Origin of the sequence: Streptomyces sp. NPDC058291, from assembly GCF_042880855.1 — a bacterium.
GTDB lineage: Bacteria > Actinomycetota > Actinomycetes > Streptomycetales > Streptomycetaceae > Streptomyces.
The window spans coordinates 11580-28349 of the sequence record NZ_JBHVYK010000060.1 but is presented as its reverse complement, the minus strand read 5'-3'; the positions used below and the strand labels follow the sequence as shown (position 1 = coordinate 28349).

The 16770-nt window shown below is 69.2% G+C and carries 21 protein-coding genes; all 21 read right to left on the bottom strand.

The window, feature by feature from the left end; translation table 11 throughout:
- Nucleotides 1-43 precede the first annotated feature (43 nt).
- The 21 genes from ACFVYK_RS26435 to ACFVYK_RS26335 all read right to left on the bottom strand — a co-directional run bounded on the left by ACFVYK_RS26435 (nucleotide 44) and on the right by ACFVYK_RS26335 (nucleotide 16764).
- On the bottom strand, nucleotides 44-586 hold the full coding sequence (locus tag ACFVYK_RS26435; RefSeq protein ID WP_389778279.1) for a hypothetical protein: 543 nt from the start codon (nucleotides 584-586) through the stop codon (nucleotides 44-46).
- 9 nt (nucleotides 587-595) lie between these two features.
- Nucleotides 596-802 carry a hypothetical protein gene (locus ACFVYK_RS26430; RefSeq protein WP_389778277.1) on the bottom strand — a complete coding sequence of 69 codons (207 nt, stop codon included), beginning with the start codon at nucleotides 800-802 and terminating at the stop codon, nucleotides 596-598.
- Nucleotides 799-1542 carry a hypothetical protein gene (locus ACFVYK_RS26425; RefSeq protein ID WP_389778275.1) on the bottom strand — a complete coding sequence of 248 codons (744 nt, stop codon included), beginning with the start codon at nucleotides 1540-1542 and terminating at the stop codon, nucleotides 799-801. The genes ACFVYK_RS26430 and ACFVYK_RS26425 overlap by 4 nt, the downstream gene beginning before the upstream one ends.
- Before the next feature lies 1 nt (nucleotide 1543).
- Nucleotides 1544-2623, bottom strand: coding sequence for a hypothetical protein (locus ACFVYK_RS26420; protein WP_389778273.1), 1080 nt, complete (start codon nucleotides 2621-2623; stop codon nucleotides 1544-1546).
- Complete coding sequence (locus ACFVYK_RS26415) at nucleotides 2620-3636, bottom strand: hypothetical protein (RefSeq protein WP_389778271.1); 1017 nt, start codon at nucleotides 3634-3636, stop codon at nucleotides 2620-2622. The genes ACFVYK_RS26420 and ACFVYK_RS26415 overlap by 4 nt, the downstream gene beginning before the upstream one ends.
- A 10-nt stretch (nucleotides 3637-3646) precedes the next feature.
- Nucleotides 3647-4513: a phage distal tail protein gene (locus tag ACFVYK_RS26410; RefSeq protein ID WP_389778270.1), complete on the bottom strand. Its 867-nt coding sequence runs from the start codon at nucleotides 4511-4513 to the stop codon at nucleotides 3647-3649.
- 13 nt (nucleotides 4514-4526) lie between these two features.
- Nucleotides 4527-8522, bottom strand: a complete 3996-nt coding sequence (locus ACFVYK_RS26405; RefSeq protein WP_389778269.1) for a phage tail tape measure protein — start codon at nucleotides 8520-8522, stop codon at nucleotides 4527-4529.
- Between the two features lie 3 nt (nucleotides 8523-8525).
- Complete coding sequence (locus tag ACFVYK_RS26400; RefSeq protein ID WP_389778268.1) at nucleotides 8526-8795, bottom strand: hypothetical protein; 270 nt, start codon at nucleotides 8793-8795, stop codon at nucleotides 8526-8528.
- Between the two features lie 38 nt (nucleotides 8796-8833).
- The gene (locus tag ACFVYK_RS26395) at nucleotides 8834-9352 is read right to left on the bottom strand and encodes a hypothetical protein (protein WP_389778266.1); all 519 of its coding nucleotides are present in this window, start codon (nucleotides 9350-9352) and stop codon (nucleotides 8834-8836) included.
- On the bottom strand, nucleotides 9352-9831 hold the full coding sequence (locus ACFVYK_RS26390; protein WP_389778265.1) for a hypothetical protein: 480 nt from the start codon (nucleotides 9829-9831) through the stop codon (nucleotides 9352-9354). The genes ACFVYK_RS26395 and ACFVYK_RS26390 overlap by 1 nt, the downstream gene beginning before the upstream one ends.
- A 62-nt stretch (nucleotides 9832-9893) precedes the next feature.
- Entirely contained in the window at nucleotides 9894-10226 is a 333-nt protein-coding gene (locus ACFVYK_RS26385) for a hypothetical protein (RefSeq protein WP_389778263.1), read from the bottom strand.
- A gap of 14 nt (nucleotides 10227-10240) precedes the next feature.
- A complete protein-coding gene (locus tag ACFVYK_RS26380) occupies nucleotides 10241-10624 on the bottom strand; it encodes a hypothetical protein (RefSeq protein ID WP_389778262.1) in 384 nt (127 codons plus the stop codon).
- Nucleotides 10625-10664: 40 nt separating this feature from the next.
- Nucleotides 10665-11063, bottom strand: coding sequence for a hypothetical protein (locus ACFVYK_RS26375; protein ID WP_389778260.1), 399 nt, complete (start codon nucleotides 11061-11063; stop codon nucleotides 10665-10667).
- Nucleotides 11060-11473 carry a DUF6093 family protein gene (locus ACFVYK_RS26370; RefSeq protein ID WP_389778259.1) on the bottom strand — a complete coding sequence of 138 codons (414 nt, stop codon included), beginning with the start codon at nucleotides 11471-11473 and terminating at the stop codon, nucleotides 11060-11062. The genes ACFVYK_RS26375 and ACFVYK_RS26370 overlap by 4 nt, the downstream gene beginning before the upstream one ends.
- Nucleotides 11470-12039 carry a hypothetical protein gene (locus ACFVYK_RS26365; RefSeq protein WP_389778258.1) on the bottom strand — a complete coding sequence of 190 codons (570 nt, stop codon included), beginning with the start codon at nucleotides 12037-12039 and terminating at the stop codon, nucleotides 11470-11472. Before ACFVYK_RS26365 ends, ACFVYK_RS26370 begins: the two co-directional genes overlap by 4 nt.
- A gap of 14 nt (nucleotides 12040-12053) precedes the next feature.
- Complete coding sequence (locus ACFVYK_RS26360; RefSeq protein WP_389778257.1) at nucleotides 12054-12281, bottom strand: hypothetical protein; 228 nt, start codon at nucleotides 12279-12281, stop codon at nucleotides 12054-12056.
- A gap of 11 nt (nucleotides 12282-12292) precedes the next feature.
- Nucleotides 12293-12700, bottom strand: a complete 408-nt coding sequence (locus ACFVYK_RS26355) for a hypothetical protein (RefSeq protein ID WP_389778255.1) — start codon at nucleotides 12698-12700, stop codon at nucleotides 12293-12295.
- 26 nt (nucleotides 12701-12726) lie between these two features.
- Nucleotides 12727-13671 carry a phage major capsid protein gene (locus ACFVYK_RS26350; RefSeq protein ID WP_389778254.1) on the bottom strand — a complete coding sequence of 315 codons (945 nt, stop codon included), beginning with the start codon at nucleotides 13669-13671 and terminating at the stop codon, nucleotides 12727-12729.
- A 56-nt stretch (nucleotides 13672-13727) separates the two neighbouring features.
- Nucleotides 13728-14282 (bottom strand): hypothetical protein, encoded by a 555-nt coding sequence (locus ACFVYK_RS26345; protein ID WP_389778252.1) that lies wholly within the window; start codon nucleotides 14280-14282, stop codon nucleotides 13728-13730.
- A 37-nt stretch (nucleotides 14283-14319) separates the two neighbouring features.
- Nucleotides 14320-15381 carry a hypothetical protein gene (locus tag ACFVYK_RS26340; protein ID WP_389778251.1) on the bottom strand — a complete coding sequence of 354 codons (1062 nt, stop codon included), beginning with the start codon at nucleotides 15379-15381 and terminating at the stop codon, nucleotides 14320-14322.
- A 3-nt stretch (nucleotides 15382-15384) separates the two neighbouring features.
- Nucleotides 15385-16764 carry a phage portal protein gene (locus ACFVYK_RS26335; protein ID WP_389778250.1) on the bottom strand — a complete coding sequence of 460 codons (1380 nt, stop codon included), beginning with the start codon at nucleotides 16762-16764 and terminating at the stop codon, nucleotides 15385-15387.
- Between the last annotated feature and the right edge of the window lie 6 nt (nucleotides 16765-16770).

Sequence of the window (16770 nt, the reverse complement as noted above, 5' to 3'; positions counted from 1 at the left end):
AAAGGCCCCGGCCTTCGGCTCGGGGCGGCAGTTACGGGGCTGGTCAGGCGGCTGGCGGGACGGCTGCGGCGGTCCAGTGGCGGACGGTGAGCTGCCCGTACCCGGCGTCGACGGTGAGCGTGTCGCCGGACTGCCAGGCGGTGGAGTGGGCGTCCGCGCGCATCACGACGACCGGCCGGTGCCCGGACGGCCAGTCGGCGGGCATCCGGTACAGGGTGGAGATGTGCATGGCCATGTGGTGCATGTCCGGGGTGACGTTCTCCCCGCTGAAGGCACTGATGCGAGTCCATGGCCCGTTCGTCTTCAGCGGGTTGCTGTAGTCGTAGATCCACAGATGCCAGGCGACGCCGACGTTGTAGCCGAGGTCGTTGGTGACCCGGGCGTCGGCGTCGATATCGAGGGCGTCCCCGGGCTCGACCGGCCCCATCACGACCCGGTACAGCGTCCGGTAGCTCGACGACGACAGGTCGACCAGGATCGCGGTCGTCTCCAGCGCGCCGAGTGCCATCGCCCCGGAGGCGGGCTGGAACGGGTCGGTGGCCAGGATCTCGGACAGGACGAGGCCGGTCGTGGACAGATAGGGCACTAGATCTCCTCAGGGCATCTCGGGCTGGGGGTCGAGGAGCGTGACAGACAGGATCGTCATGTCCTGCCGGCACAGCCCGCATTCGACGTGTGCGGTTCCGGCGTTGGAGTAGAGGGGGTTCACCTCGAACTCCTGGCCGCCGTTGGGGCACCCTTCGGTGCCGTCCCGGGCTGTCACCGCGTACCACGTCGCGGGTTCGAGATCGATGCTGCTCAAAGGCCCATCACCATCCAGTTCACGACGGTCGCTGTGGTGTTGGTGCGGGTCACCCACAGAGTCAGGCCGGCGGCGGTGACGCTGGACGTGGCCACGCCGGTGACCTGGGTGCCGGGCACGGTCGAGGTCGAGGACGCGACCGCGATGAAGGTGGTGCCCTTGAGCCCGAGGCCGGTGACGGTCGCTGATGTCGGCACGTTGGCCGCGGACGGGGTGATCGTGACGCTGCCGAACGCGATGTTCGACGCGGTCAGGACGCCCAGGACATCGAAGTTGCACTGGGTACTGTTCTCGCCCTGCACGTACACGTATGGGACCTGGCCCGCGTACAGGGAATCCAGAATGAGCAAGGCCCGGTGGTCGGTCGCGCCCACCGCGCCTGACGTCAAGGTCAGGTTGGAGTACTGGAAGGCGTCGGTGTCGTAGTAGGCGGACGCGGGGACCTGCACCATGCCGTCCGTGACGGGACGCCACCGGACCTGGCCCGAGTTGAGGTAGGCGGCCATGGGGATCGGGGACTGCAGGCCGCGCGTCCACAGGCCGCCGCCGCCCGCCCCGTCCTCCGGGCTCAGCTCGGCGAGGAGGGTCTGCCCGTCCGCAGAGTACAGGCGCATGGTGCCGACGGTGGCCGCAGACATCCGCCGGGCTGCACGCAGCTCCTTGACCTCCCGCTCCAGCGCCTGGATGCGGCGGGCCAGGCTGGTGGCGTCGGGGGGCAGTTGGTCGATCTGGCGCGGCACGTCAGTCCTCCTCGACGAGAATCGGGCGGACGCGGTCGGCGCCCGGGTCCAGCTCCCAGGCCCAGCAGCGGGCCACCACGTCGGCACCGGTGGGGTGCCGGGGCGAGCTGGACACGCTCAGGCGGACGCGGTCGCCCAGCCCCCACACGGATCCCAGTCGCGGGGAGCGGGAGGCGACGCCCTGGATGGTCCACACCTGCGCGCCCTGGGCCATCAGGACCAGGTCGTGGGCGGCGTGCGCCTCAAGCTGGTCGGGGTCGGTGATGCCGGTCGACGGTGTATAGCGGTGCTCCCAGATGGGCCAGCCGGCGGCGATCAGCGCCGTCGCCTCGTGGGCGCTGGAGGTGAGCCGCGATGACCCTTCCCCTTCACCGCGGGCGATGAGGCGGGTGGCACCCTTGCCCTGCTCGTAGGACTCGCCGAGGGAGTACTCGGCGACGCAGCCCGGGTAGTCGAACACGGCCTCCGGGTTGCTGCTCTGGTCACCGATGGCGGAGCGGACCCGCAGCGGGAACTGAAAGCCGTTGTGGCTCGCGTTCCAGGCGACGTCGATGGTCCACTCAGGGCCGTCCTCGAGGCCCATGACCTCCTGGCAGCAGGACAGGATGCTTTTGTCGTCGCCGTCGCTGGTCAGGTAGTCCATGACCTGGCCGGTGGCGACGGCGTCGATGAGGATCGGCGGGCCGCCGGTGAGGGCTGGGGTGACGAGGTTGGTGATGACGGTGGCCTGGTCGACACCGACCATGGTCTGGGTGCCGGGGTAGCGGGCGTCGAGGTAGGCCTCGAGGGTGGCCGCGCCGATCTGGAGGGTGGTGGAGCTTCCGCCGTCGCGCGGCAGGACGGCCCCCGCCCACACCGGCAGGTCGGTGGCCATGTCGACGGCGACGACCAGCGAGCGGCCAGGCGCCGTCGCCGACTCCCAGTCCGTCGTGGACCCGGTGAGGGCCAGTTCGAGCTGGAGTGTGGTGTGTGTGCCCAGTTTGCGCGACAGTGCACCGGTCGGCCGCAGGGCCGGGAGGTCCTCGACGATGCCGCCCGTCTTGAGATCCACCCCATACCAGGCCAGTTCGACGGCAGTCATCCGGGCATCGGCTCCACGATCAGTTGGCCGTTGCTGATACGACGCCCGGCCCCGGCCGTGTTACTCCACCACTGCGGGGTGATGGTGAGCGAGGCACCCGGGGTGAGGCCGGTGCGCACGACGGTGCGGGAGGCGTAGGTGCGGCCGCCGACCGCGGACACCGAGTTGGCTTCGCTGGTCGTCTCCGAGAAAGCCCCGGCCGCTTTCCAGCCCAGCCATGCGGCAGCCGTCGTGGAGTCGGTGTTGCCGACCGCGCCGCCGATCGTGATCCGGACCATGCCAGACGGGGGGACGACGACGGTGGCGGCCGGCCAGTCGCCGGTCACGAAGTCGGTGAAGGTGGACAGCGGGCTGGTAGGCGGCTGATTGACCTGGGCAGTGATCTGGGGGGTGAGCGGCGACACCGTCCGCCAGGCGGAGCCGTTCCACCGGCGCAAGCTGGTCCCGTCGTCCCAGTACTGGCCGTTGTACGGGGTGGAGGGGGCGGTCGTCGAGGGCAGGATTCCGCCTGGGGCCACGGTCGTGGGGCGGACCGCGGTCGAAACCGTGGGCGATCCATTGCCGGAGAATGGCACGTTGACTGTGGCCAGCGGCATGTAGATCTGGGTGCCTGCGGGCGTCGGGGCGACGGGGGAAGCCGCCGCCGTACCAGCCAGGTAGACGATGTCGGCCTTGTTGAGCCCGGACGAGTCGACCGAGTTGTCCCACACCCGCAGATACACCAGGTCGATGCGAGGGAGGGTGGCGTGCGCGGCCGTCAGGGTGCCGGGAGACACCCCGGAGGGGAACGCGGCCCGGTAGACGCCTTGACCGGAGTAGGCGACGACCGCCACGCCTGCGGATACGTTGATCGTGGAACCGGCCAGGGACACGGTCAGGCCCGGGTCGCCCGGGCGGACGCCGGAGCGCGAGCCCAGCGCAGTGCCGTCGGACATGATGAGCGCGGCGTCGGAAGTGCGTGCCTCCAGGCCGCTCAGCGAGAGCCCGTCGATGGCCCACGGGTCTACCGGCATGAATGCCTCCTCACATCCAGGCCGAACGCCAGGTGGCGGTCAGCGAGGCGCTTGCGCTGTAGGTGCCGGACTGGAACTGGTAGGTGACGGTGCTCGCCGCCGGGATGGTGGGCCAGCCGGCCGGGACGCTCAGGAAGCGGCGCCTGCTGACCCCGTTGAGCAGCACGGTCCGCGCGTCGGTGTCGATAACGAGCTGCTCGCCGGACTGCAGGGTCTGCGAGTAAGCCAGTTGCCGCACGGTCCCGTCCGGGTACAGGGCGGACACCAGCGGAGCGACGACTGGCCCTGCCACGGTCAGCACGGGCCGGGTCTCCACGGTCCCGGCGTTGGCCGCGGCGATCGTCCCCGTCGCCCCGGACGCCGAGAACGCAAACGGCACTGCGGCGGGGAAGGTGAGGCCGCCGGTGGTGACCGGTAGACCGGTCACCCCCGACTGCTGCGTCGTGCCGTATCGGCGCGGATCCTCCGCCGTCACCATCACCGAGTAGCTCGCCGTAACGTCGGTGACGTACTGGAGCAGCACTTTGCCGCTCCGCCTCACTGTGCACTGCTTCGGGAGGGTCTCCCACACCGTCAGCTGGGTGTCCGTCAGTCCGGCTGCCGCGCGCAGCTGCTCCATAGCCGCCTCAAGCAGGGCTTGCGAGGGAGCCACGATCGTTCCGGCCAGCGTGATCGGGCGCGAACCGAGGTAGACCGGCGAGGCCCACGCCCCGTGGTCGCCCTCGCGATCCGTGAACTCCGCCCGCACGTCCGGGCTGTCCCAGCCCTCCAGCGTCTGCAGGACCCAGGCGACGCCGCTGGCGTCGACGGTGCCCAGCGCCACACTGCCGAGCGTGGCGCTGAGGCCGCCTAGGGAGATGCCCGGCGTGTACGGCATTGAAGCCCCTTCCTCAGCCCACGAACGACATGTAGCGGGCGACGTCGTGCGCCTGCTCGGCCGTGGACTGCTTGGCTCCGTACAGGTTCACGGTGATCTGCCGCGTCACCTCGCGGGCCACCGCGGCCGTGTGCGCGTCGCTGCTGCTGTACCGGCCGGCGGGTACCAGCTGGTAGCCCATGGCGGCCGCCGACCTGGCCAGCAGCGTCCGCGAGCGCCCGGACTGGTTCAGCGGGATCCACGCCTCTGGCACGCCGGCCTCGCCGCCGAGGACCATGCTCGGTCGGTTGAGGATCCCGCCGAGCGCCATCGCCTTGCCGCCCTGCTGCACCCACTGCCGGACGAACGTCGCCCGGTTCAGCTCCGGCAGCGCCTTGATCTGCGCCGTCATCTTCGGGACCAGGTCGCGGATGGTGGCCACGTCCAGGCCCGCCGCGATGAGGTCTGCGAAGCCGCGCCCGGGCCCGCCGCGCAGCGTCGACAGCAGGGTCACCGCGTTGGCCAGGTCTTCACCACTCAGGGCGCTCTGGGCGGTCGTGACGGCCTTGTCCGCGGCGGCGGCGCTCTTGCTGTTGCCGACTGCCTCGTGGGCGAGTGACATGGCAGCAGAGTCGCCTTGCGCGGCGAGGGCCTGGGCGAGGTTGCCGAAGCCGCGCGAGGCGAGCGTCTGCAGGTCCTTGGAGAAGGCCTGCGACTCCTTCGTGCTCGCCCCGAGCTGCTTGGTGAAGTCGGCCAGGGTTGCCTTTGCGAGTTCGCCGGTCGCCTTCAGGCGGGCGGTGATGTCCCGGAACTGCTTATCGTTCGCCCGGGCCAGGGTGTTGACGAGGGCGTAGCCGTCCTCGCCCATCCCCTCCAGGAGGGCGCGGACCTCCTCGCCGCCCCGTCGGCCGATCTGTGTCAGGCTTGCCCGCCATGCCTGCGTCGCCTTCAGCGAGTTGACCAGCTGCTTCTGGTACGAGGCCAGGTTGAACGTTTTCGGCGCGGCCGTGCCGGCCTTGAGGCCTAGAGCGGCGTCGAGGCCCTTGACGGTCGCGTATTCCTGCGCGACCGCCTTGCGGGCGGCGGCCCGCTCCGCCTTCGTTGACTTCTTGTCCTTGAGGACCTTGTCGCGCTCGGCGATCGCCTGCCGGTACTCCTTCCACGCGTCCGCGAGGCGGCCCACCAGGTCGTCGTACCGCTTCTTGGCGTCCGACGGGCCGCCCAGGACCGGGGACCCGGTCGGTGCGTAGGTGAAGCCGGGCAAGCCGCCGCCGGCGAACCACTGCACCTGACCGCCGAGCCGCTTCACCGTCTCGGCGGCGATCTGCCGTGAACGCGGCCGCTTGCCAGGGGCCAGGGGAATGTAGGCCTCGTCTCCTGCCTCGTCCTCCGCCCACACCCGCCATGAGCCCTTGCGAGCGATCTGCGCGACGTGGTTCTCGCGCATGCCGCCGTTGGCGTAGAACGAGAGCACGCTGCCGTTCGCCTGCGGGGTCCCGAACCCATACGGACTCGTCGGGCTGGTGACGGGAGGCCTCCTCACCGTCGTCAGGTACTCGGTCCGGAGCACGCCGATCCCGATGGTTTTCCCGGACATGTTGTTGATCGCGCCCTGGATGGAGTTCACGGCGCCGATCGGCGGGCCGGTCGGGATGGTGACGGACACCTTCCCGTTCTTCATGTGGGTGACCTTGAACCCCAGGTTGATCAGGTTCTTCTCGGCCGTCGACGTCAGTGCGCTGACCGTGACGGTCCGGCTCTTGGTGCTCCGCAGCTGCTTCTGCACTCCCTGCAGATCGGCGACGGCCTTCCCCGTTTCCGCCTTGACGGCGGTGGTGACCGACACGGGCAGCTGGAGGTAGGCCCCGACCAGCTTGTCGATGGCGTCCTTGGAGAAGCCCGCCGCCCGCATCTGCTGGCGCAGCAGGCTGATGTCCTTCTCCAGGACAGCCTGCCCGGCCTGCTGCGACTGCTGCTGCTCGGCCACCGCCTGGGCGTGGTCCATGGCGGCCTGCGCAGCCTCGAGGAACGCCGATTTGACCTTGCGGCCCTTCTCTGAGGTCACGTCCAGGGAGTGCCCGTTGTCCTTGACCGCCTCGGTCAAGTCGGCGAGCGACTGCCGAAAGCCGATCTCTTTCTCCGCCGTGCTGATGTTCACCCCGTTGAGGGCCTTCAGGGCGTCGACCAGCTTCTCAGCCTCGCTGCGCTGGTCCTGCAGCTCGTCGGCGGTCACCCCGAGTTGCTTGGCCAGCGCCTCCTGGGACACCGCCGACGTCTTGCTCTGGACGTCCACCTGCGCCAGGGCGTCGGTGTACTCGGGCATCAGCGTGAGCAACTTCTCCTTGCTGGTGCCATCGGCGGCCGCCGCGCCGGCCAGCCGGTTGAACGCGTCCGAAGCGAGCTGCGCGTTCCCGGACTGGGCCAGCTGTGCCAGCGCCTCGTCGACCGCCGTGATCTTGTCGTGTGCCTCGTCCAGCGGGATCTGGGATTCCATCATGCCCTTGGTCAGGCCGAGGGTGAGGCTGTTGACGACGTCGGTGGTGCGGGCCTCCCAATCAGGGTGCGCCACCCGTTTCACGGCCTCGCCGAACCCGTCCAGGTGACCGCCCAGCTTGTCCAGGGCCTCGCCGCTGACCTTGCCGTTCTTGCCCAGATCGACCAGCGACGAAGCCATCTTGGACACCGACGGCGGGGAGTCCTTGAACTGGTCGCGAACCTGTTGCGAGGCGTAGGAGAGCAGCTCCATGCCGGCCACCACCGCGCCGACCTTCCCGAGCGTGCCCAGGATGATCCGCGTGCGGGCGGCCGTCAGGCCCATGGAGACCAGAGCGGCCCGGGTCGCTGCGATGCGGGGCAGCAGGAGCAGCACGCCGGCAGCAGCGAGGGACGCGGCCCCGCCGAAGCCCATGAAGAGCGTCACGGCGTGCTGCATCTCGGGAGACAGGCTGCTGTAGGCGTTGATCAGCCGGGTGATCCACTGGGTCATGGTCCGCAGCGACCCGTTGGCGGCCGACCCTCCCTCGATGAGAGCGACCTCCAGCGCGCCGCGCAGCCGCTCGAAGTCGCCGATCAGGTTGTCGGTCTGGACGGCGGCCATCCGTTGGGCGGCACCCTGGTCGTTGACGGAGTTGACGTACTTGGCGATGCCGTCGGAGCCGAGCTCATAGAGGATCGTCGCGGAGCGCACGGCGTCTGCGCCGAAGATCGTCGCCATGGCCGCGTTGCGGGCCTCCGGCGTGAGCTTGCTAAAGCTGGTCTTCATGCGACCGGCCATCTCCGTGAGCCCCACGAACTTGCCGTTGGCGTCGTAGGCAGAGAAGCCGATCTTGTCCATCATGCCCTTGGCCTCTTTGGACTGAGGCACGAGCCGCTGCAGCATGACCTTCAGCGAGGTGCCGGCGTCCGAGCCGATCAGGGCGTGGTCAGCGAAAGCAGCCAGCGTGCCCACCGTGTCCTCGATGGACAGGCCGGTCTGGTGGGCGAGCAGGCCGCCCATGCGCAGCGACATGGCCAGGCCGTGGACGTCCGCCGCGCTCTTGTTCGCGCCTGCCGCGAGCAGGTCGGCGATGTGGGTGACGTCCTTGCCCGCCAGGCCGAAGGTGTTCATGGCCTGTGCTGAGACGACGGCCGCCTCGGTCAGGTCGACCTGCCCAGACGCGGCCAACGCCAGAGCGCCCTTCAGGGCGCCGCCGGTGATGTTCGCGACCGAGACGCCGGCACGCGCCAGTTCCGCCTCGGCGTCAGCGGCTTGGGTGGCGGTGAAAGACGTCGTCCGGCCCGCCTCCAGTGCGGCCGCGCGCAGCTGCCCCATTTCCTGGCGGCTCGCCCCCGACACTGCCCTGACGTTCGACAGTGCCTTGTCGAACTTCGCCGCCGAAGCCGCGGCGACAGCAAACCCGGCCACCAGCGCGGTGCCGACGATCGCGCCAGCGTTGGCCATCTGTGACGTACTGCGGGCCGCCGTCCGCATCGAACGCGTGTAGTTGCTGACGTCCGCGACCAGGCGGACATTGACGGTGCGAGTCGCCACAGGTCACCCCCTGGTGCGCTCGATGTGGACGTGGAGCCCCTCAGAGGAACCGCCCTTGCCCTGGTAGGCGCGCACCGCCTTGGCGGATGCCGTGCACGCGTGACAGCGGATCAACTCGACCCTGTAGGCAAACTCGTTGTCCCGGTCGGTGGCCTCACCCCAGGGCTGTCGGCACTCCGGGCAGCAGTCGGCCTCGACCTCCAGCAGAGCCAGCGCCCAGGCCCGATCTTCCGGCAGCCACAGCGGCTCGCCCGCCCTGACGATGCGACCCATGAAGACGCTGCGGGGTACGCCCCACGCCCGGGCGGCTTCTACTTGTCGCCGCCAAGGCCCGCCAGGAGCGCGGAGGCGGCCAGCGAGAAAGGGGAGGCGCCGACGCCGTTGTGGACCTCCCAGGCGGCGTCGAACAGCTTTTTCTGCTCCCCCTGGTTGATGACCTCGAAGAGCTCGTCCGCCTGCTCCGGGGTCATCTGCGGGTCTACGCACGATGCGGCGATCAGCGCCTTGGGGAATGTGTGGTCGTCGAAGAGTTCGTTGTCTTTGTCCGACGGATGCGCGGCAAGCAGGTCGTGGTAGGCGCGGTCACCGATGTAGCGCAGCACGAACGGCTGCTCTGCGGCCCGGGCCGAGGCGCGGGCCTTCTGCAGTTCGACGGCGATCCTGCGACCCGGGTGCTCGTCAGCGATGCTCTCCGGCTGCCAGTCCTGCGACACCTTCGACAGCTCGTCCGTGAGTCGCTCGACTTCGCTGGCCAGGTCCCCCCGGATGCACACCTGGACGGTGCGCTCCCGGGGCTTCGCCTGCTGGAGGATGTCCTGGATGCTGGGCATCAGGCCACCGTCGCGGCCGTCGCGGGCGGGCCCGTGACCTTCATCGGGGACACGAACTTCATCACCTCATTGGCGGCCGGGCTGCTGTTCTGCGGCTCGCCGCAGGTGATCGGGTAGACCTCGCACTTCTGCGAGGACGCCCACGCCGTCCCGTAAGCCACGCCGCGGCGGACAACCAGGTAGCCGGACACGCCGTACTTCAGCGTCGTGTACGGCAGATCCTCACCGCCGGTGGTGCCGCGCTTGAACGTGACCTCGGCGTCGTAGCCGACACGGCCGACGGTCTTCGTGTCGAACGTCGACGCCAGCGAGGACGTGTCGACGTCCGCCGTTGACGGGTCGATCTTCAGGCCGTCCGGGGTGACACGGGTCGTGAAATCCTGGCCCGCGTTCAGCTCGGTCGTGGTCGGCGCGTTGATGTTCGAGATGGACGACGCCCAGACCACCTTGGTCATTCCGTCGCTGATCAGGTCAGACATGAACCCTCCTCAGGGCATGAAAAAAGCCCCGCGCGACGGGGCGGGCAGGACTGGAGCGTGCGTCAGATGGTGAGGCTGGCGACCGTGACGTTCGTCGTCGACGAGTAGGTGATCGACGCGCTCACGCCGTCAGCGGCGGACGCGAAGAGCTTGTTCGTGATCGGCCCGATCATCTTGTCGCCCGTCGTTGCAGGGACCGTGACAACGAGGTCGGCGGCCTGCTGCCCGTCGACCAGGGCCGTGCACGTGACCGTGACGGTCATGCTGGAACCGTTGGTGTTCTTGACGTGCAGGAAGCTGCGGTCACCACACGTAACGGTGGTAGACGCGGCGGCAGCTGAGTAGGTCGGGGTCAGGCCGCTTCGGGCAATGACCTGCTGGGCGAGAAGCGCCATTGGAATGTCTCCGATCAAGCAGGGATGGACATGATCCGGTACTGCACCGGCACGAACCACAGAGGCGGATTGACGTCGTCATCGCGCTGCACCGGAGGACCGCCGAGATCCTCCGGCCGCCACGAGGCGCGCCCCTGCACGGCAAGCTGCACCGAGAGCGCCTGCCGGACCTTGTCCGCGACCCACAGAGCCCGCTCCATCGAAGCGCCGACGCACGTCACCTGAAAGGTGGTCGTGAAGTCGGTCCGAGCGTCGGCCAAGGACTCACGGACGGCCTCTCCCGGGTCCGGGTAGAGAACACAGAACTTGTCCGGCGGCGACCACCCGGCCGACGTCGGTGTCCCGCCGAGATAGACGACGAGGCTGGCCGCCTCGAGCGCCGCCTGTACCGCGTCCACATGCGGCAGAATCTGCGGGGCTGCTGGCGTCGGCATCCGCTCACCACCAGGCCAGACCGCGCGTGGCCAGGATCTCCAGCTGCGCGGTGAATCGCGGCAGCTCCGACGCCAGGGCGCGCCCGCCGTCATTGTGCGGAGGGTTTTTCACCGATCCGTACTCCAGGAGGTTTCCCAGTGCGCCTTGCGGGCCCGCCTTGTTCGGGCCGATGGTGGCAGCAAAGATGTCCGGGCCGTAAGCGGCCAAGTCGAAGCCGACGGACCCGGGGTAGAGGCGGCCGTGCTTGCCGGCGGTCTGGCGGGCGTTGGCCCGCCAGTCCTTCTTGACGTTGACCGCGCCCCGCCTCACCACCGCGCGCGCGTCTCGCCGGATACGGGGGACGCTGCGCGCCAGGTGCCGCTCAAGACGGCGGACATCGCGCATGTCGAAGCGCACACTCATGATCGATCCTCCGTTCGGATCCGCCAGGCCGTCGTCTGGTCCGAGAACACGGCACCGGTCACCCACAGGACAAGCCCGCTCATGCGGGCGTCCGGTGACGAGACCACCTCGATGCGCATCCCGGGCAGCACCCGGGCCCCCTCTGGCAGCGGCGTCGCCCAGGGCAGTTGCACTTCGTACTCGCGGAGCACGATCTCCCGCTCCGCGGCCTCGGCTTCTTGGCCGGTCGACGCCGCGATGGCCTTCACCCTCGCCTTGCCGGCGTAGAGATCCGTCTGCGCGCCCGGCACCGTGGTGCCAGTCGTCCGGTCGAAGCCGTCTGCCGCCTGCGCGTACAGCCGGACCGTGTCTCTCATGCGGTCCTCGGCGGCTCTGCGGCCTGCGGCGAGCAGCGTGTCCAGGCTGCTCATCGCAGGCCTACCGTGCCGATGCGGCGCCGGTAGTCAGCGAGCATCTCCTTGTGCGTCGCCGACAAAGTCCCCGTTCCCAGAGTCTCCGAGGCGAAGGTGCGGCTGTAGTCGTCAATCGACTCCTGTCGGAGCATCGCCGGGTTGGCGAGCGTCGATGAAGCCAGGTCCAGGCATACAGCCCGCACGTCGTCCGGGATCTCCTCCCAGCCGTGGGTGTAGGTCACCTGCACCAGGCCGGGATCGGGGTAGCTGCTTGTGCCCGGCAGATGATGCCAGCCGCCCGTTCGCAGCAGCCGCTCCCCCGAAAGCACCCAGTCGACCAGGGTCACGCTATTGACCAGCACCTGGGACACCGAGACGACGGGGCGCTGCGGCAGGACCAGGGCGCAGGGGTCGACCACTCGCAGGGACACGACGTCGTCGGCGACGCGACTGATGGTCTGGCGCGTCCACCGACGGATCGCCGCAGACGCAGACGCCAGTGCGAGATCGGCCGCCGCGGCGTCGACTGGCGTCTGCATCTGCGCGGACAGCTCGGCCGCCGTAGCGAACGGGGGAAGAGCCACGGCGACCTCCCCCGTCAGCTCTGGCGCGCGGAGTCGTCGAGCTTCTGCCGGACCTCGCGGGCATGCTCCGGGTCGGTCTCCGGAGTCGGCTTGCCCTCCAGGACGCCGGCCACGGTGTAGTGCGAGTCAGGCGTGGGATCGACCTCGACGCCGAGGTACCCCTTGTCCTCGGCCTCGTCGACGGCCTTCTGCACTTCTTTCTGCGCCGCGTCCTGCGGCGGCTGGGACTTGCGCTCTGCCATGGGTCTGCTCCTCAGTTCCGGGTGACGGTGACCCGGACGAGGCCGCCCGGGTCGGTGATGCCGGTGCCGACGTGCAGGGACCGCCACAGCAGCGTGTCCCCCGCTGCGAGGACGAGGTTCGCGGGCGTGCCGGACAGGGTGATGGCCTTCTCGTCGCTCGCGGACGCATTGACGCCGGAGTCGAACTGGAGAGTGGCGACCGTCGTCGTGCCGGCCCCGCCCTGGCCCTTGTTGAAGAGGGTCACGGAACGAGTGTTCGTGTTGGCGCCGGTAATCGCGGCGGCCGGCACGAACTCGACCTTGGTGACGGTGCAGTCGAAGGGAGCCTGCGAAACGACGCTGTCCAGGTCGTTGCCGGCCGTGGCAACAGGAGCCACGTCCTGTTCCAGGACCCGCTGAAGGGGTGCGGTGTCCGCCATGATGATCTCCTTGTGGGCGAGTCGGGTTACGGCAGGTCGATGCGGGCGACCGGGTAGCGGTTGGCCTCGACCGACTGGTCGTTGTTGATGGTGTTCGCGACCTGCCAGCCGATCCGGAAGGTGAGGCGGATGGCGGTCATGTCCTGCTGGGCCAGGTTGTAGACGATCGCGCCCGTGTTGTCCTGGATGACGGCCTCGGTGAGGATCTTCATCGTGATGTCCTGGCGGACTCCTATGACGAACTGGCTCCAGTCCCCCATGAAGAGCGTCGGGCTGCCGGTGGTGGTGCCGAACAGGCCGCGCATCGGGTAGACGATGGGCATGCCGTCGATGGACGACAGGTTGCCCGCCACGCGGGTCTCGTCGAGCTTGCGGCCCTGGCTGTCGCGGGCCTTGCGCAGCTTCGACTTCACCGAGGTCGCGCCGACAAAGCCGGTGACCTCGTAGCCGTCGGCCTCGACCAGGCCGTAGGCGTTGTCGATGTCGCCGTAGAAGGCGCCGGCGGTTGCCGCAGAGTTGGCGGTGACGTTGTTGCCGGCGGCGGTCGCCGCAGAGGCGATGTTCGTCGGCCACGAGGACGGCGCATTGGTGCCGAAGAACACCGCGGCGTCGAGGGTGCGACCGAACGCCTCCGTCAGGAGGGGCATGGCCTCGTCCCAGACATTGGCGTCCACGTCGGCCAGGACGTTGTCCGGGACCGGCATGATCGCCGCGATCTCCTCGATGTTCAGGTACTTGTTCGTCCAGTTCACCTCAGTGGTCTGCTTCAGACCGGTGTCGCCGGACACGAAGTACGCGGTCGGAAGGGCCGACAGGACCGGGAACCGGACCTGCGCACGCCCCACCGGCACCCTGCGGAACAGGCTCAGGGTGGCGGACTGCTCGAGCGCCTTGCCGAGCATCTCCTTGGAGACCTCTTCGGGGATGAGCGCCGAAGCGTCCGTCCGTGAGGTCACGTTGGTGTAGGCCATGGTCCGGCCTCCTCATTCCTGGTCAGCCGGCCGGACCTCGCCCTGCCGGGGATGGATCAGCCGAGGCCCGCCTTGCTGCGGATCAGGGCGTTCATGTCGGTTGGTGCGCCCGCGGTCGTGCGCGCGCCACCGTCGAAGGAAGGCGCAGCGGGCTGCTCCTTGCCGAGGTGCGGCTTGCGCTTGAGCAGATCGGCGAGGGCCTTCTCGATGCCCTTGCTGTCGATGTCGCCCACGTCGTCGACGAAGTCGGCCAGGTCGAGGAAGGCGGCGGCATCCGACGGATCGGCGAACGTCGACGCGGCAAGGGCCCGGACTTCGGCCTTGGCCGCGCGCTGCGCCATTGCGGCGGCGCGCTGCTCGGCCGCAGTGGCCCGCTCGCTGGCCTTCTGGACCTCGGACTTGTCGCGGTCTTCGATCTCCTGCAGCCGAGCGGCCTGCGTTCGGCTCGCCCTTTCGGCGTCCTTCGCGCGCTGCTTCCACTCGGCGAGCGCCTTCTCGCCGGCGGGGCCGAGCGGGGCGTCGACGGCTGGGGTGGCGGGGCCGCCCGGTTCGGAGGGCTGTCCGCCCTCGGGTGCGGTGGATTCGGTTGCGGTTTCGGACATGCGGAACACTCCCGTTGCGGGATCAATGACCGGGCCTTGCGCGCGGTCAGGTCAGGTAGCCGAAGCGCCGCAGCATGGCGATCGCCTCGTCTCGACTCTCGGCGAGCTCGAAGATTTCCTCGGGCAGCAGGCGGGGGCTGGTGAGCCGATAGGAGCGGCCGATGTCGGCCGGCACGCGGCCCCGCGCGATGTCCCGGCTGCGTTCTTGCCGGTAGAAGAAGCCGCGCGTCGTGGCCCCTTCTCGGGTGGCTCGCACTCTGCGCCCGTATGTCGTGGTGGTGTACATGCCGCGGCGGGCGTTGACGACCTGGCTCATGTCGGCGCCCTCGCGGATCGCCCTCGCGCCGGCCGCGGTGAAGACGCGGTCCTGCTCGGCGCGAGAAAGCCTGCTGAAGTAGGCCTGCGGGTCGATGAACCCCTGAGGGCCGGTTCCCGGCCTGGTCGTGGGCGTGAAGCTGTCGCCGCCGACCCGACCGCGATGCTGGTTGCGGGCAATGAGGGTTGTGGGCAGGTGGATGCAGTCGCACTTCGGATGTCGCTGAAATCCGCTGTTCCAGCCGAACTCCTTGCCCGCCAGGATGATGCAGCGGCTGCATGCGGGCGGCTGCACCACCCGCACGTACCCCTGAATGGTGCGCTTGCCGGCCATCGAGGCGCCCACGGCTCCGCGGCCAGCCTGCGTGACCTCCGAACTGGACAGCGTCAACGCCTGCCTGAGTCCTCGCGTCAGGGCGTCCTCCGTGGCCATACCCCCCGCGATGCCCTGCTTGGTCGTGATCACCGACAGGTACAGCAGCGAGTCCAAAGCCCGCCCGTCCGCAGCCAGCCCGGCGAACGCCGAGGGTCGCACCCGTCCGGCACGAAGCGGATTTGCCCCCTCTGCGTCCACCACGGCGTCGACGTAGTCGTCTGCCATCGCCGCCGACCGCAGCTGCCCGGCCGTCACGGCCTGGACTATGCGCGGGCCGATCCGGGCATCCCACGATCCGCTCAGATCCGAGGCGTCCAGCAGGCTCCACAGCCGCTGGACCTGGTTGGCGGTCAGGCGGGCCACGCGCGCCTGCTTGCGGTAGTGCCGCAATGCGATCTGGCGACCGGTCAGCGCCATGCGTCACTCCCCGACGGGCCCAGGCGCCGCCTCGGTCGGCTTCGGCCCGTACTCCGCGGCGAGATCCCCGGCCATCGCCCGATCGAGGCTGTCCTCGTTGAGCTGACGCCAGCGTTCGATCTCCTGCGGAGTAGCGCCCCAGCGCTCCCACAGCACCTCGCGCGGAACGCCGAGCGTGCCCATCTTCACCAGCGCGTCCACGAGCTCGCCCTCGGTCCGCCACTCTGGGGATTTCCAGACGATGCGGGCCTGCGAGGAGGCGAACCCAGCAAGGCGCATCGTGCGCTCCAGCCCCTCTTCGAGGAAGCGGCGACGCTGATAAATCTTGTGGATGAGACCCGCCTCGGCCGCCTTCAGCGCCTCGGCGCTGAGGTTCACCATCGAGCCGAGCAGGTAGTGCGGCGGCGTCGACGTGATCGCGGCGATGTCGTGGACGTCAGCCTCTTTGGCCCTCAGGTAGCCGGTCAGATCAGCCGCGGCGAACTGGCCGAACTTGGCCCCCGCCTCCTCCGCGATCAGGATCTTGTTCACGGCGACGTCGAACGGCTCGATCTCCTGGCCGTTCTCGTCGACAGGGATCTCCAGGCCGGTCGCCCACTTCGCGGGGAACGCCGCTCCCTCCTGGGTCATCATCCGGTCGGCGATCGTCTTGTTGATGCGGTCCTGGATGCCGGTCACCGACCGCAGCTCGGAGGCGCCCGGCTTCAGCATGCGGGGCCTGTTCGCCAGCTCGCCGAACGGGACCTCGCCGAGGACGTTCTTGCCGCCCCACTCTTCACCAGCCACCTCGCGGCGCACCCAATTCGGCTTCTGGGTCCTCTCTCCGTACTTGGGTTCGGGCGCCTCGAACTTGTAGATCCGGTCGGGGAGGTACACGGTGCAGCACAGCTTGGCCGTCCAGTCGTCCACCCACAACTTCAGCGCCGCAGCCATCTCGCCGGGCTCCCCCGGCTTGCCCTCCGTGATGACCTGCGTCGGGTGTTCCGGGGTGATACGGAAGCCGCGCACCTTGTCCGGTGACACCAGCATGTAGGCGTTGCCGCGGATCGCGGCCTCCAGGAACGCCAGCGACGAGCCGCCGTCCAAGTTGTTGTCCTGCCACAGCGCCCACGCCGCCTGGTCCGCGTCCCCGTCGACGTCCGACTGGAAGCCGGCCACTTCCAGCCGCCCCACCAAGGCGTCGACGACGAGTTCCATGTAGTTCGCCCGCGACATCTTCAGCAATCGCCGGAAAGGGGCCCGGGCCTTTTCGTGCAGGTGCGGCAGCGGGTGCTCGCACTCGTAGTAGTCGTCGAAGACCTTCGTCTCCTCCGACCGCTTGCACAGTGCGTCGTACAAGCGGTCCCGCCACCACTCGGGGGACTGGGCTGGCGACTGAAGCATCCGGAC

Coding starts and splice junctions, on each gene's coding strand:
- ACFVYK_RS26410 (WP_389778270.1), bottom strand. CDS start 4,513: ATGCCGTACACGCCGGGCATCTCCCTAGGCGGCCTCAGCGCCACGCTC.
- ACFVYK_RS26360 (WP_389778257.1), bottom strand. CDS start 12,281: ATGGCAGAGCGCAAGTCCCAGCCGCCGCAGGACGCGGCGCAGAAAGAA.
- ACFVYK_RS26335 (WP_389778250.1), bottom strand. CDS start 16,764: ATGCTTCAGTCGCCAGCCCAGTCCCCCGAGTGGTGGCGGGACCGCTTG.
- ACFVYK_RS26375 (WP_389778260.1), bottom strand. CDS start 11,063: ATGAGTGTGCGCTTCGACATGCGCGATGTCCGCCGTCTTGAGCGGCAC.
- ACFVYK_RS26420 (WP_389778273.1), bottom strand. CDS start 2,623: ATGACTGCCGTCGAACTGGCCTGGTATGGGGTGGATCTCAAGACGGGC.
- ACFVYK_RS26415 (WP_389778271.1), bottom strand. CDS start 3,636: ATGCCGGTAGACCCGTGGGCCATCGACGGGCTCTCGCTGAGCGGCCTG.
- ACFVYK_RS26370 (WP_389778259.1), bottom strand. CDS start 11,473: ATGAGCAGCCTGGACACGCTGCTCGCCGCAGGCCGCAGAGCCGCCGAG.
- ACFVYK_RS26400 (WP_389778268.1), bottom strand. CDS start 8,795: ATGGGTCGCATCGTCAGGGCGGGCGAGCCGCTGTGGCTGCCGGAAGAT.
- ACFVYK_RS26390 (WP_389778265.1), bottom strand. CDS start 9,831: ATGTCTGACCTGATCAGCGACGGAATGACCAAGGTGGTCTGGGCGTCG.
- ACFVYK_RS26350 (WP_389778254.1), bottom strand. CDS start 13,671: ATGGCCTACACCAACGTGACCTCACGGACGGACGCTTCGGCGCTCATC.
- ACFVYK_RS26385 (WP_389778263.1), bottom strand. CDS start 10,226: ATGGCGCTTCTCGCCCAGCAGGTCATTGCCCGAAGCGGCCTGACCCCG.
- ACFVYK_RS26395 (WP_389778266.1), bottom strand. CDS start 9,352: ATGCCCAGCATCCAGGACATCCTCCAGCAGGCGAAGCCCCGGGAGCGC.
- ACFVYK_RS26355 (WP_389778255.1), bottom strand. CDS start 12,700: ATGGCGGACACCGCACCCCTTCAGCGGGTCCTGGAACAGGACGTGGCT.
- ACFVYK_RS26340 (WP_389778251.1), bottom strand. CDS start 15,381: ATGGCGCTGACCGGTCGCCAGATCGCATTGCGGCACTACCGCAAGCAG.